Genomic DNA, 14,450 nt, shown 5'->3' with positions numbered 1-14,450 from the left:
ACAAAAATATAGTATACCCAGAATAGTGTTACCTAATAAGTAAACTGGAGTTTTAGTTTTTTTTGATTTTCTACTTTGTAGCTTGAAAACATCGGCTCTAATACCCATATTTGCGCTTACAGTAAATTTGTGAGCCTTTTAATAAGGTTTTCTTTTCTAAACGGAAAGAAACTGATTGATTCCTCCTCTTAACAAAAACAACGACCAATCTATGAAAGTCGTCAAGCGTAGAAACCGCCAGATGACCATGGAACGTATTTTACGTGCCATGGGAGAAGTAATGGCCGAACGAGGCACCGAAAAAGCAGGCATTAATGCCGTTGCTGACCGCGCTGGTGTCAACAAAGTTCTCATTTACCGTTACTTCGGGGGCTGGAATGGTTTGCTGGAAGCCTACGTGCATCGTGGTTTCTTTCTATCCATGTTCAATGAGAAATTTTTGGACTCAGTGCCGGACAATGTGCCGCCCGAAGCACGTAGTAAAGCGTGGTCTGAATACACGATTCAGTTTATGCGTGAGTTTAGAACGCGTAAGTCCTCACAGGAACTGATTCGTTGGGAAATGTCCAATGGCGAAACAGAACTGGCCCGTCGGCTAGCCGATTTCCGGGATCAATCATATAAAAATATGGTCGCTAAACTAGCGCCTTATTCAGATTTCGATCCTCTGGCAATCACCAGTCTGATGGTAGCCGCTGTAACGAACATCGTGCTCACCAGCACACAGCGCGACCACATTGGCGATATCGACCTCACATCCGATTCGGGTTGGGAGCGTCTGGAAACGGCTATCCGCCGAATCTATTCCAGTCTGAATATTGCGCTTGAGCGCGAGCAGGCCAAAACAAAGTAATTTACTAATTACGATGTATGAGTTACGATGTACAAGCCATGTGGCTGCCAAATCGTAATTCGTACATCGTAACTCGTACATCAATTCATCAGGTCTTCGATTTCTTCAGCCTCAAGTGGAATGTTGGCCATCAGATCAATGTTACCTGATTCAGTGATCAGCACATTGTTCTCTAAACGTATGCCTAATTTTTCCTCCCGAATGTAGATGCCCGGTTCAACGGTAAATACCATACCCGGTTCCATCCGTCGGTACTTATTACCTACATCGTGTACATCAAGACCCAGAAAGTGAGACGTGCCGTGCATGAAGTATTTCTTGTATAAAGGTGCGTCAGGGTCCTGATTCGCAACGTCTGTGCGGTCAAGTAAGCCCAGGCCAATCAATTCGGATTCCATGACCTTGCCCACTTCGCGGTGGTACTCGTCCCACAGGTTGCCGGGACGAAGCATTTGAGTTGCTTCTTTCATGACACGGAGAACGGCATCATACACAGCCCGCTGGCGGTTTGTGAAGCGGCCATTTACCGGTACCGAGCGAGTCATATCAGCATTGTAGTTCGCATATTCGGCACCAATGTCGAGTAAAATTACGTCGCCGTCCTGGCATTGCTGGCTGTTGTCGATGTAATGAAGTACACAAGCGTTGGCTCCCGAAGCGATAATGGGCGAGTAAGCCGCTCCCCGCGAACGACTTCTCAGGAATTCGTGCATCATCTCGGCTTCTATTTCGTATTCCCACACGCCGGGTTTAATGAAGCCCAATAGCCGACGGAACATCTTGTCGGTAATGTCGATGGCGGTCTGGATTAGTGGTATTTCCTGTGGTTGTTTAATGGCTCGCAGGTAGTGCATTAAGGGTGCAAGCCGTTCTAACTGGTGCAAAGGATATTTACTGCGGAATTCGTCTATATAGCGGGCATCGCGACTCTGGACTTCAACACCGGCCCGCGTGTGTTCATTGGTGTTCAGATAAATGTGCTCGGCTTCAAAAATCATCTGCCCAAAAACCTGATCGAACTGATGCATCCAGTACACTTGTTTCTGAGATAGGCCCGTTACTTGCTCGGCTTCGGCTTTGGTAAGTTTATGGCCCTCCCAAATTTCAATAAGTTCGCTCGTTTCACGCAGGAACAGAACCTCACGGAATTTCGGATCTGGATGTTCAGGAAAAAGAACCAGACGGGTTTCTTCCTGATCAACTCCTGTCAGGTAGAAAAGGTCATTATTTTGGCGAAATGTCATTGTGCCATCCGCATTGGTGGGCATAATGTCGTTGGCATTCACCACCACCAACGATTTAGGCTTCAGCAGACTAACTAGTCGCTGGCGATTTTGAACAAAAAGTTGGCTATCAATTGGTAGATAACGCATATCGTGGCTGTTGAGGGCGCATTTGTGTTTAAGTTTGCAAAGAAACTCAAAAGCAATAAGAGTTTCTGCGCGTTTTTGTGTTTAGACTCTATCCGGTTTGTATTTAACGTTATTGCCAGCTTATCTGTCTTCCTAAACTAACCATGACACGTCGACTATCTGTAGTATTTTGCCTGCTGACGCTTTTTGTGCAGGTCCTGCCTGTATTGGCACAGCCCGCACAAACCCAGGTTGTGCCTGCCCCGCCAGCCAGAGACCTTAAATATTGGGTTCTACTAACTGATAGAGACCGTGTATCGCCTGCCGCTTTATCGCCAACGGCTATTGCTCAGCGCAGGACGCAGAATTTACCACTGGATGATACGGATCAGCCTGTATCGACAGCCTATCTAAATCGGCTTAAACAAGCAGGGGTTCAGCCTATTTGCCAGTCACGCTGGCTCAATGCGGTGTCGGCCCGGCTAACACCCCGGCAATATGCACAGGTCGTGAAGATGCCTTTTGTGAAGGGAATTCAGGCCATTGATCCGGCAATTGTAATCACCTCGATCGACTTACCGGCAAACCCTCAACTGGCTCCGGTCATGTCGCAGATTCAGGCTCCCGACTTTGTAAGGGCGGGACTGACCGGTCGATTCGTGAACATTGGTGTTATTGATGCTGGTTTCTTTGGTGCCGATTCGGCCAATGCGCTTAAGCATGTATTTGCCCGCGGGGGCGTTAAGCGTGTGCGCGATTATGTGAACGAGAAGAAAACCAATAATGACCTCCTTCGAACACTCGAATCCAGCGCCGATTTTCACGGTACGGAGGTGCTGGCGGCCATTGCAGGCAGCGACCCGACCGAAAACATCCAGTTCGGACTAGCCACCGATGCAACATTTTACCTGGCCCGCACAGATCAGGGAAATCGGGAATACCGGGGTGAGGAAGATAATTGGGTGGCTGCGATGGAGTGGATGGACAGCCTCGGTGTTCGGCTCATAAACACTTCGCTGGGCTATGCGAAGGGCATGAGCAACCCTAAAGACAATTACGAACCGGGCCAGATGGATGGCCATACAAGTCTTATCAGCAAAGCCGCGCAGATAGCCGCCGATAAAAAAGGGATTTTGATTATTGTATCGGCCGGTAACGAGGGTGAAGATCGCTCGTGGCGCATTATCAGCACGCCCGCCGATGCGCAGGGTGTGCTGGCTATTGGCGCTACAAACGCCCGACTTTGGAACCGCATCGGTTACAGCAGTATCGGCCCTGAGAATCTGGCGTATTTAAAGCCGAATGTGTCTTGTTTTTCGCTATACGGAACGTCCTTATCGGCTCCGGTAATTACCGGATTTGCCGCCTGTATTATGCAGGCAAATCCAAAACTGACAAACAAAGAAGTGATGGCTATTATTGAAAAGTCAGCGCATTTGTATCCGTACGGAAATAATTACGTTGGGTACGGCGTCCCTCAGGCATCGCGGGCGCTGGCATTACTTCGCAATCAGGAATTGCCCGCTGTGCCGCGTGTTGTGCAGGCCACCGGCAAAACGATGACCCTGCCTATTTCTACCAGTGAGGTGGCGGTTTCTGTATTCCATAAAAAAGACGCTACGCATGTGTTGCAGCAGGAAGCCGTGAAAGTCAGTAACGGCAAATTGATTTTACGTCGGGCAAGCGACGAAAAACAGACGACAGTGGATATGAAAAAGGAAGTTATTGAAGTGATCTGGGAGTAAATCCTGAGATGAAGAAAAATTAATTTCCAGTTCAGATGGGCCTTATGTGGCAGTTATAGTTTTGCTTCCGTAATCAACAGTAAACAACAATTGACTAATGGAAACTAACGCAAAATTAATTGCCCTCGCCCTTATTATTTCGACTTTATCTTCGCCCTTAGCTCATGCTCAGAACCCGGCAGGGCCCGTTCCACCAAATGAGCCGGCATTAGCGATGAAAGGGCCTGATGGCGATGCTCCACATCCCGGCGGACCAGGTCGTCGGCATGGTAAACCCGGTCCTGGATTCGGGCGCGATGATAGAGGTGATGAACAGGAGCCAGGCAGGAGGCATCCGGCTGGCGGACTCACCTCATTAACAACCGTTTCGGGTACAGTCGGGCAGTTTGTCGGCAATGACGACTTCATTCTTGATGGCTTCACGCTCAACGCTGGCTCAGGCCCGACAACTACCGTTAAATTTCCCCCTCACTTGGGTACGCAGGTTCAGAAAGCTATCAAGGCTGGCAGCACCGTAAGCGTTACCGGCTTTTCTGAAACAGCACCAACCGGCGAAACTCGTTTCCGGATGAACAGCCTGACCGCAGGGAAAGTGACGGTTCTCGATGCGCCCCCCGTTCGTCCCACAACAGTACCCGATGCACCCGCGTTAACGACCGCTACCGGCAAGATTGCCGATTATCGACTCGATCGGGGAGGGCGTGTTAGCGGGTTGGTGCTGGATGACAAAACTATCGTGAGCATTCCGCCCCATGTAGCGTATCAACTTACGGATTTGGCCAAAAAAGGAAGCACAATAACCGTGCAGGGCTATCCTAAGACCCTCAGAGATGGGCAGGTGCACCTTGAGAAAGTGAACGTTCTCCGAGCGTCGGTATTAACCATTAACGGACAACAATATTTGGTACGCTAATTAAAGAGCGAAATAGCAAAAGAGTGGGTACGGGAAAATAGCATGCCTAACAACTTTTCGCTCTTTCGCTCATTCACTCTTTCGCCAATTGAAAATCCTGATTATCGAAGACGAGCGTAAACTGGCCCGGTTTATTAAACAGGGGCTGGAGCAACACGGCCATGTCGCCGATCTAACCCACTCAGGTTCTGAGGGGCTCAATCATATTGCCGGTGGACTATATGACCTGGTGCTTCTCGATCTGATGCTGCCCGGACAAACGGGCTTTGAAGTCTTGCAAAACCTGCGTTCGTTCGGGCTAACCGTTCCGGTTATGATTCTGTCGGCGCTGAGTGATCCGGATAAGGTGGTGCAGGGACTGGATTTAGGCGCAGTCGATTACTTGCGAAAGCCGTTCGATTTTAATGAATTACTGGCTCGTATTCGCGTGCTACAACGCCGAACTACCACAGGCGATGATGTTGTTTTACGGGTAGCCGATCTGGAAATGCGGCTCATTAAGCATGAGGTTTCCAAAAGTAAAACGACGCTCGAACTGACTAACCGTGAATTTGCCCTGCTCGAATTGCTGATGCGTAAGGCCGGGCAATTGGTGACTAAAAATGAAATTGCCGAGAAGGTCTGGTCGGTCGATTTCGATATGGGCAGCAATGTTATTGAGGTCCATATTTACCAACTGCGGAAAAAACTTGACGCCATTGGTACCACTGGCCTGATTGAAACGCTAATTAGCCGGGGTTATCGGCTCAAAACGCCATGAGCCTGCGCAGTCGCATTGTGCTGGCCGTTACGGCGGTTTTTGCCGGGGTAAGCCTGCTGGCGGGTTGGTTGATGCTCAATCACGCTGAAAAAAGCTTGCAGGTTGCTTTTGACCGGGCTACCCAAACACGGGCCAGCTGGTTGTTGTCATTGGTGAGTGTGGACCCGGTTATCTTGCCCTTGCCCACCGAACGCGAACGAATGCAGGTGGTGTATCATGCCTACGGCCGACAACGTGAACTCTTCCACAGTCCTGGTTTTTCAGATATATCGCGTTCCGGTCGGGCTAAAGGCTCGCGTCCGCATTCGTATCGGGCCATAACGGCTCAAACAAGCACTGAGCAGGCACCCGATGGGCTCATTACGCTAACACTGGCTGTGCCTGACATGAGCCTGCGGCAGGATATAAATCAGCTACGATGGGTGTTCAGCCTAGGTTGGCTGCTAAGCCTTGGGCTCGCTTTTGGGGCTGGCTACATTGTTGCCGGTTGGCTGCTGCGTCCGATTCAGTCAATTGTTGATCAGGCTAATGCGATAAGCAATGCCACCACCAGTAGCCAGATTACACTGCCAAAATCCCGTGATGAACTGTACCAGCTAACCGATACCCTGAACCGTATGCTGGAGCGAATTCGGGAAAATGTAGACTTGCAGCGCAATTTCTTTGGCGCGGCTGCCCATGAACTCCGAACACCCCTGACGATCATGAAAACGGGTCTGGAGGTGACCATTGGCAATGAACAGCTTGATAGAACGGTAAAGCCGTTTTTGGCCAGTCAACTGGATGAAGTAAGCCGGTTAGCGCGTTTGCTGGACGAGTTTCTGACATTGAGCCGCCCCGAAGATACCAAACAGGCGCTCAAGCTTAGCGACGTCAGTGTGCCTGCTTTAGTCAGTCGTTGCTTAACTCAACTAACAAGTTTGTCTACTGACTACGAAGTAAATGTGCAGTTTGAGCCAGACGATTCGAGCCAGGAAAGTGTATTGACGGATGCTGTTAAACTGGAACACATCGTACTGAATTTGATCGAAAATGCAATTAAGTACGCAGCAGGAGGGACCAACGTTCTCGTTCAGGCTACCTATTCTACTGGCTGGATCATTAAGGTGCAAAATCAGACGATTCGGAAGAGTGGCTCTACGCTCGATCTACTACAACCCTATTTTCGGGCCGACCCACTCAAAGAAGGGCATGGATTAGGCCTGTGGATTAGCCACCGTTTAACCATGTTGTTAGGGGGAGAATTACATCTCGACTGGCAGGACTTTACATTCACCAGCGAATTGATATTGCCGGGTACAATCAATTAACTGTTTTCTGTCGTCAAAAAAAGTATTTACAAATACTCACCTTTGCTCAGGTAGTTTTTTACGTAATCCGAGATACCCTCTTCCAGCGATGCGAATGGGCGGTCGTAGCCTATAGAGCGAAGCTTGGCCATGTTGGCTTGTGTAAAATACTGATATTTATCTCGAATATCGACGGGGGTATCTACGAAACTAATAACAGGTTCTATGTCGAGGGCGTAGAACGTATTTTTGGCTAAATCGAGGAACGTGCGGGCTTTACCACTACCGAGATTATAAATGCCGGAGTTGCGCCGATGGTGCATTAAAAACGAACAAACTTCCACTAAGTCTTTCACATACACAAAATCACGCATCTGCTCGCCATCGGCAAAATCGGGGTTATGCGACCGGAACAGCTTCATTTTGCCTGATTCTTTGATCTGCTTGAACGTATGGAAAATGACCGAGGCCATTCGTCCTTTGTGGTATTCATTGGGGCCGTAGACGTTGAAGAATTTCAGACCTGCCCAGAAGAACGGCTTACGTTCCTGTTCCAGCGCCCAAATGTCGAATTCGTTTTTCGAGTCGCCATAGGGGTTGAGGGGTTTTAACTGCGGAATCAGCGATTCATTATCATCATACCCCAACTCGCCCAGGCCGTAGGTCGCTGCCGATGAGGCATATACGAGCGGGATTTGATACTCGATACAGCGGTTCCAGATTTGCTTGGAATACTCAACATTCAGGTGTTCGAAAATCTGCCGATCAAACTCGGTTGTATCTGTGCGGGCACCAATGTGAAAAATAAACTCGACCTCGTGATAATTCTGGTCAAGCCAGTCAAAAAACACTTCCCGATCTACACGCTCCTGAATACGTTTACCGACCAGATTGGCTTCTTTCTCAGGATACGAAAAATCATCAACGGCGATGATGAAATTGAAATTTTCCTGATTCAGCTTGCTGATTAAACAGCTCCCAATAAAACCGGCGGCTCCCGTAACAATGATCATAAAGAGGTGGTCGTAAACGTGTTTGTGGTGATAACTAGTTAAGTAGTGACGTGTAGCAGGGCAAAACGGCTGTAAAGATACGGGTTTTTAGATACACAAATGAATAGCGTATTTCCTGATTAAATTGGATTTATTTTATATGGTACTAGCTTAATGTCTGTCTGTGTTTACGAATGAATAAGGCTTTTATAGCGTCTGAAGTGTTCGTACCTTTGCGTTTTAATTGTCAAATCGGCGTTTCTGGCAACCGCCCCATCTAAACCAGAGTAATGGTATATATTAACAGAGTTGAACATTTCAACGCAGCTCACCGGCTCTATAATCCGGCCTGGTCAGAAGAGCGTAATAAAGAGGTATTTGGCCCTTGTGCAAACGTAAACTGGCACGGGCACAATTTTGAATTGATCGTGACAGTGAAGGGCCAACCCGATCCTGATACGGGATTTGTGATTGACCTCAAGTTGCTGGGCGATATCGTTAAACGGGAAGTGATCGAAAAGGTGGATCACAAAAATCTGAATCTCGATGTAGATTTTATGCAGGGCAAAATGGCCAGTTGCGAAATCTTCGTTATGGAAATCTGGAAAATTCTCGAACGTGCGCTCGAACCCGTTACAGACGCACACCTGCATCAACTTCGACTCATTGAAACCCCGAAAAACTTCGTGGACTACTTTGGCGAATGATATTTGCTGACGCATATGAGACGCAATCCCTTGCGTCTCTACCTATATATTCATGACCTACTACCTCATTGCGGGTGAACGCTCCGGCGATCTGCACGGTGCCAATCTCGTTCGGGCTATTCGTCAATATGATCCGGCAGCTAATTGTCGGGCCTATGGTGGGGAGCAAATGGAGGCCGCCGGAGCGGTGTTGGTGCGGCATTACCGCGAAATGGCCTTTATGGGCTTTCTGGAAGTAGTAAAGAACCTGGGTACCATTCGCCGAATCATGCGCGAATGCCAGGCCGATCTATTGGCCCATCGTCCTGATGTGCTTATTCTGATCGACTATGCGGGATTTAACCTGCGGATGGCCCGCTTTGCCAAAAAACACGGCATTCGGGTGTTCTATTACATATCACCGAAAGTGTGGGCCTGGAATCAACGACGGGCATTAAAAATCAAGGCGAACGTCGATAATTTATTTACGATTTTACCATTCGAGACGGAGTTCTTCTCTCGTTACGATTATAAAGTTGAGTATGTAGGGAACCCGCTTCTCGATGCTCTTTCCGAATTTCGGCCTGATCCTGCTTTTTGTGAAAAAATGGGCATAGATGCGCGACCTGTGGTCGCTCTGCTGCCTGGTAGTCGCCATCAGGAAATTACCTCTATCCTCCCCGCAATGCTTCAGGTTGTTGCGCAGTTCCCGGCCTACCAGTTTGTAGTTGGTACGGTAAGTAATTTGCCGAAGGATCTGTATGATAATTTGCTGGCCAATTACCCTGCCGTGATTCGGGTAGAAGATGCCGCGTATGATCTCCTGCACATAGCAACGGCCGCACTCGTTACCTCCGGCACTGCTACCCTCGAAACGGCTCTGCTTAACATCCCGCAAGTGGTATGTTACAAAACAACCGGTATCAGCTATGCTATAGCCAAACACCTGATTGCCGTGCCGTTTATTTCGCTTGTTAACCTGATTGTTAACCGCGAAATCGTGAAGGAGTTGATTCAAAACGATCTTACGCCGAACCAAATTACTACCGAACTCCGCCGTATACTTCCGGGCGAAACGGGACGTACTGTTCAGCTGGATGGCTACGTTGAGGTACAGAAAAAAATGGGTGGCCCCGGCGCTTCCGAACGGGCCGGTCGGTTGATGGTAGAGGACCTGAAAATGCACCGATAGACCCAAATCCATTGGATAGAATTAGTATGTAAATATGAGAATATAGACTAGTGAATTTCTCTTTCGGTAGTAGGTTTGGCTGAAATTTTAGCCTGTCTATGCCGTTTGTGCTTTTCTCTTCACGTACTTATTCTAGTAGTCTTTTCTTACTGATAGTATTTTTATTCATTACATTTATCTCCAGGGCCGAATACTTTGATGAAGCCTGGTTTGCTGAACAATCCTTCTGGTTTTTACGGGATGGTCAGGTTCGATCCGAATTATTTCGCGGCTACAATGGGTGGGAAACTGGCTTATACGTCTTTCATAAGCTGTTCGTCTATGCTGGTGCGCTAACCATGTATTTCACAGGCTTTTCTGTAGCGAGCAGTAAATTAGTAAGTATATTTTTTGGCCTGTTGGCCGGATATCTAGTGTGGCAGTACAGCCGAAAGGCTTCCCGTGAGCAACAATGGCTATCGGTATTGCTCTATTTCGGCTGTGGCACCTTAATTCGATACATATCCGTTAACCGGCCCGAAACGATGTGCATGGCGTTGGGATTGGCTTCTTATCTGGTGCTGGATACACAGGATTCCACGAAACCCAAACCAATTCTGGCGGGTATATTGGCTGGGTTATCGGCCCTGACTCATTTAAATGGCCTGATCTATTTAGTTACCGGAGCAGGTTGGCTTGTTTTACGAATAGGTTGGCGACCTGCTTTTTTGTTTTCCATTGCTGGTGGGCTAACTGTAAGTCTATACGGGCTCGATGCCTGGCTGGATGGCAATCTGGCTGTGTTAGCGAAGCAGTTTCTTGGCGACCCAGCTACGCAACAAAATCTTCATTTGAGCGATAAACTGTCTGTTCTTGCAGATTATCATCAAATCTTTTTCTACGGTCAGAATGAAACTGCCCTAACGGTATTGGTTCTCTTGTGCGGCATTGCCTTCCGACGCTATATTACTTTGACACAGCCCGTTTTTCTGTATACGCTGCTACTGATCATCTCCTTCTGGCTACTTACCAAAAGCATTACAGACATTTATTTCCTGCTGATTATGCCTTGGTTTGCTATTCTGATAGCTTTCTGGCTAACGACTTATCTGCCTCGTCAGCCAGCCTGGCAACGGAAAGCTGCACAGGTCTTACTGGTTCTTTACTGCCTGGTATCGGTTGTGCAATTTGTGAACGTCATCAATGAGAATAGAGAGGCACTAAACACCGAAGCCCACAACGCCCTGTTGGCTTCCTACATGCCAGAGAAGCATACGCCTGTAATTGCGCCTATCGAATTTTTCTTTGGGCAGATGGACAATTACAAAATTCTGGGGATGACCTATTTCCACTTGCTCGAACGGGAAAAAGGCGCGATACCGCTGAATACGTTTTTTAAACGGGCTGAACAAGCCAACGTCACTTATATTATTAGTGATCACCGACTGAATGCGAGTTACGATATTCCGGTTAACGCACCGGCTCAGATAGGCGTATATCGTCGGGTATTTCAAGACAGTTGGAATACTGTTTATGCACGTCAACGCATGTAACTAAACTATCAGATTATCTGGTTATCATCGTCCTGCAACCAAATGACTTTTTGTTCGGGTGTGTGTTCCTGACTAATTATGTCTCTATATAAATCGGGACGTCTGGCCTTCCGATAGCGATATCCACCTGCCTGCTGCAACTTTTCGGGTGTACAGGTCGCTATGGCAATATCATTATCCAACTCGCGACATTCAGCAAGTATGTCGCCGAAGGGATCGATAATCATCGAACAACCATTTTTTAGCTGGTCATCGTCCATACCGATGGGATTGGCGAAAACGGCGTAAATGCCATTATCATACGCTCGGGCCGGTAACCATTTCATAAGCCAGGCCCGCCCTTTCATGCCATCAAATTCCAGACGTAGTGATGTTGGATCATTCTGGCGGTTGTACCATAAAGCGGGATCTGCAAAACCAGCTCCTGGCCGGGTAGACGGGGTTAACATCGTTACATGAGGCATAAAAATAATGTCGGCACCTAACAAGGCAGTTGCTCTGACGTTTTCAACGATGTTGTTATCATAGCAGATTAAAATGCCACACGTCCAGCCATATAAATCAAAAACTACATATTCATTGCCGGGCAGTAGATGTAGGTTGATAAAGGGATGCAGTTTGCGGTATTTAGCTATAAGCCCATTCTTGTCTACACACACGTAGGCTTTGAAAAGCTGATCCTGCTGGTCTTTCTCGAATAAACCGGCTAGTATAACGATGTCATTTGCCCGCGCAATTTGAATGAGAGCCTGAATGCTATTGCCTTCGGGAATGTATTCGGCTATATCAACCAGTTGCTCTTTTGTTAAATGTCGGGCAAACGTATATCCTGTAATTGAGCATTCATGAAAAGCAATAACCTGAGCACCTTGTTGGGCTGCCTTTGCCGAGAGCGCGTCAATGATACGAAGGTTATAAGCTTTATCGCCACTGGCATTTTCAAATTGGGCGGTAGCAATCTTGAGGTTCTGCATAATAGGGAGAATGAGTTACCTAAAAGACATGTGAAACGTTTATCTACACAGATACCTTAAAGAATAAAATTCTACGCTAATACAAAAGCGGTTGATTCACTCAACGACACCTGTCGCTTCCCATTTTCTCAGCCAGTCTTTTTTGATGCCATGGACCTGGGAAAAAAACTGGTAGAAAGGCAGCATATCTTTTTCGTAATTACCGGTCAGGTAGACAGGCTCGCTCAGGATGACGAGCTTGCGGGGCCAGTCGAAGCCAACCAGAATAAGGGGTACGTTAGCCTTGAGGGCAATGTAGTAGAAACCCGTTTTTAGCTTGGATACATTGCTGCGGGTGCCTTCGGGGGCGACGCAGATATGAAGACGCTCGTTCTGGTTAAAAACGTCGGCCATGGCGTCGACTAAGTTATTCGATTTGTCCCGGTAAACGGGAGTGCCGCCAAAGGCTCGAAACAACCAACCTGAATACCAGGAGAATAGGGAGCTTTTGGCCAGAAACTGGATCCAGATATGAATGGTTGGGCGAATGCCCAGACCAATTAAAAAATCCCAGTTGGTTGTGTGCGGAGCAACGGTCCAAATCGCTTTTGGTACGATCGGAACAGAACCTGCAATCCGCCATCCCCAAACTTTAAATAACCAACGGGTAAGGGTACTCAGCATGAAATTAATGTGGTTTATCGTTTACGGTTTACTGGTTAGCCTTGCAGTTGATAGCGATTACGTCAAAACTGTGAAGCATAAACCGTAAACCGTAAACTGTAAACCATTTTAATACTTCCGGTCGTTGCGCTCTAACCAGCGGCCAGTGATGAATGCAGATATCAAAAGGACTGCATAGAACAGAAGTGTCAAAGGTGTTGATAAATCCATATCGATTTTCAGTTGAATTCTGACGCAAAAATACGAGAGTGGTTGGATTTTAAACCTATAAGGTCACAAAGACCTTATAGGTTTTTTGATTATAACACGCCTTTTGTACTCGGCATGTTGTCAAGTTCATTAATATCACGGCGAACTGCCATTTTGATCGACTTAGCAAACGCCTTAAAAATAGCTTCGATCTTATGGTGCTCATTATCGCCTTCTACCTTAATATTCAGGTTACAAAGGGCTGTGTCCGAGAATGATTTGAAGAAATGATAAAACATCTCTGTGGGCATATCGCCTATTTTTTCCCGTCGAAATTCGGCATTCCAGACCAGCCAGGGGCGACCGGAAAAATCAATGCCAACTTGCGCCAGTGCTTCATCCATTGGCAATAAAAAACCATATCGACTAATGCCACGTTTGTCGCCGAGAGCCCGCCGGTAGGCTTCACCCAGCGCCAGCGCGGTATCTTCAATAGTATGGTGTTCGTCAATGTGCAGATCGCCGTTGACACGTATGGTAAGGTCGGCACCGGAGTGTTTCGCCACCTGGTCGAGCATATGATCGAAAAAGCCAAGACCCGTGTGGATATCGGCACGACCACGCCCGTCGAGATTCAGGTCGACCTGAATCTGAGTCTCTTTGGTCGTGCGTTCAACGGTAGCGGTGCGGGCAGGCAAACGAAGAAATTCATAAATTTCATCCCAGTCGCTAGTTTTAAGCACAATGGCATTTTGCATAGCCTCTGTCAGTCCATCCACATCGGCGCTCTGAACAGTCGATAGACCGTTGGGTGGCAAGAATAAAATTGCCTTTGCGCCGAGGTTTATAGCCAGTTGAACATCGGTGAGCCGGTCGCCAATGACATAGCTATTGGCCAGGTCATAGGGAGACTCAAAATACTGAGTCAACATACCAATGCCGGGTTTCCGGGTAGACGAATTATCACGTGGGAAATGGCGGTCGATATGAACGGACGAAAAGTTGACATTTTCACCAGCAAACGTGTCCATCATTTTCATATGAGCAGGCCAGAACGTATCTTCGGGAAAAGAATCGGTGCCGAGGCCGTCCTGGTTTGTTACCATAACCAGTTCATAGTCTGTTTCTTCGGCAATTTTACGCATTGCCGAAATTGCTTTCGGAATATAGTCGAGTTTGGCTAGGGAGTCAACCTGCTGATCGGGCTGTGGCTCAGCAATGAGCGTTCCGTCGCGGTCAACAAATACTATCTTTTGCATACTATGTATAATAGAAATTCGACAAAGATACGGTTACCGCGTATTACAAAC

At 47.6% G+C, this 14,450-nt stretch carries 13 protein-coding genes; 8 read left to right on the top strand and 5 right to left on the bottom strand.

Going from position 1 to position 14,450, the window contains the following annotated elements; genetic code table 11:
* Positions 1-241: 241 nt before the first annotated feature.
* Positions 242-853, top strand: coding sequence for a TetR/AcrR family transcriptional regulator (locus CWM47_RS08590; protein ID WP_100993791.1), 612 nt, complete (start codon positions 242-244; stop codon positions 851-853).
* 80 nt (positions 854-933) lie between these two features.
* Here the strand turns inward: CWM47_RS08590 and CWM47_RS08585 are convergent, their stop codons facing one another.
* On the bottom strand, positions 934-2,226 hold the full coding sequence (locus tag CWM47_RS08585; protein ID WP_100987590.1) for an aminopeptidase P family protein: 1,293 nt from the start codon (positions 2,224-2,226) through the stop codon (positions 934-936).
* A gap of 143 nt (positions 2,227-2,369) precedes the next feature.
* Between CWM47_RS08585 and CWM47_RS08580 the strand changes: the two genes are divergently transcribed.
* The 4 genes from CWM47_RS08580 to CWM47_RS08565 all read left to right on the top strand — a co-directional run bounded on the left by CWM47_RS08580 (position 2,370) and on the right by CWM47_RS08565 (position 6,933).
* A complete protein-coding gene (locus CWM47_RS08580; RefSeq protein WP_100987589.1) occupies positions 2,370-3,950 on the top strand; it encodes a S8 family serine peptidase in 1,581 nt (526 codons plus the stop codon).
* Between the two features lie 97 nt (positions 3,951-4,047).
* A complete protein-coding gene (locus CWM47_RS08575; RefSeq protein ID WP_100987588.1) occupies positions 4,048-4,863 on the top strand; it encodes a hypothetical protein in 816 nt (271 codons plus the stop codon).
* An 88-nt stretch (positions 4,864-4,951) separates the two neighbouring features.
* Positions 4,952-5,623 carry a response regulator transcription factor gene (locus tag CWM47_RS08570; RefSeq protein ID WP_100987587.1) on the top strand — a complete coding sequence of 224 codons (672 nt, stop codon included), beginning with the start codon at positions 4,952-4,954 and terminating at the stop codon, positions 5,621-5,623.
* Complete coding sequence (locus CWM47_RS08565; protein ID WP_100987586.1) at positions 5,620-6,933, top strand: sensor histidine kinase; 1,314 nt, start codon at positions 5,620-5,622, stop codon at positions 6,931-6,933. Before CWM47_RS08570 ends, CWM47_RS08565 begins: the two co-directional genes overlap by 4 nt.
* A gap of 26 nt (positions 6,934-6,959) precedes the next feature.
* On the opposite strand, the gene rfaD is transcribed toward CWM47_RS08565, so the two are convergent.
* On the bottom strand, positions 6,960-7,925 hold the full coding sequence (gene rfaD / locus CWM47_RS08560; protein ID WP_100987585.1) for an ADP-glyceromanno-heptose 6-epimerase: 966 nt from the start codon (positions 7,923-7,925) through the stop codon (positions 6,960-6,962).
* 269 nt (positions 7,926-8,194) lie between these two features.
* On the opposite strand from rfaD, the gene CWM47_RS08555 reads away from it, so the two are divergent.
* The 3 genes from CWM47_RS08555 (at position 8,195) to CWM47_RS08545 (ending at position 11,314) form a co-directional block, all read left to right on the top strand.
* A complete protein-coding gene (locus CWM47_RS08555; RefSeq protein WP_100987584.1) occupies positions 8,195-8,611 on the top strand; it encodes a 6-pyruvoyl trahydropterin synthase family protein in 417 nt (138 codons plus the stop codon).
* A 52-nt stretch (positions 8,612-8,663) separates the two neighbouring features.
* On the top strand, positions 8,664-9,782 hold the full coding sequence (gene lpxB, locus CWM47_RS08550; RefSeq protein WP_100987583.1) for a lipid-A-disaccharide synthase: 1,119 nt from the start codon (positions 8,664-8,666) through the stop codon (positions 9,780-9,782).
* 98 nt (positions 9,783-9,880) lie between these two features.
* On the top strand, positions 9,881-11,314 hold the full coding sequence (locus tag CWM47_RS08545; protein WP_100987582.1) for an ArnT family glycosyltransferase: 1,434 nt from the start codon (positions 9,881-9,883) through the stop codon (positions 11,312-11,314).
* A gap of 8 nt (positions 11,315-11,322) precedes the next feature.
* On the opposite strand, the gene CWM47_RS08540 is transcribed toward CWM47_RS08545, so the two are convergent.
* The 3 genes from CWM47_RS08540 to hisB all read right to left on the bottom strand — a co-directional run bounded on the left by CWM47_RS08540 (position 11,323) and on the right by hisB (position 14,399).
* Positions 11,323-12,288: a nitrilase family protein gene (locus tag CWM47_RS08540; RefSeq protein WP_100987581.1), complete on the bottom strand. Its 966-nt coding sequence runs from the start codon at positions 12,286-12,288 to the stop codon at positions 11,323-11,325.
* A gap of 96 nt (positions 12,289-12,384) precedes the next feature.
* Entirely contained in the window at positions 12,385-12,951 is a 567-nt protein-coding gene (locus CWM47_RS08535; RefSeq protein ID WP_100987580.1) for a 1-acyl-sn-glycerol-3-phosphate acyltransferase, read from the bottom strand.
* Between the two features lie 299 nt (positions 12,952-13,250).
* Positions 13,251-14,399 carry a bifunctional histidinol-phosphatase/imidazoleglycerol-phosphate dehydratase HisB gene (gene hisB, locus CWM47_RS08530; protein WP_100987579.1) on the bottom strand — a complete coding sequence of 383 codons (1,149 nt, stop codon included), beginning with the start codon at positions 14,397-14,399 and terminating at the stop codon, positions 13,251-13,253.
* Positions 14,400-14,450 lie beyond the last annotated feature (51 nt).

The sequence above is a fragment of the Spirosoma pollinicola genome, from assembly GCF_002831565.1.
GTDB lineage: Bacteria > Bacteroidota > Bacteroidia > Cytophagales > Spirosomataceae > Spirosoma > Spirosoma pollinicola.
Note: the sequence above shows the minus strand (reverse complement) of the source record. Positions and strands in the feature narration are given on the sequence as shown.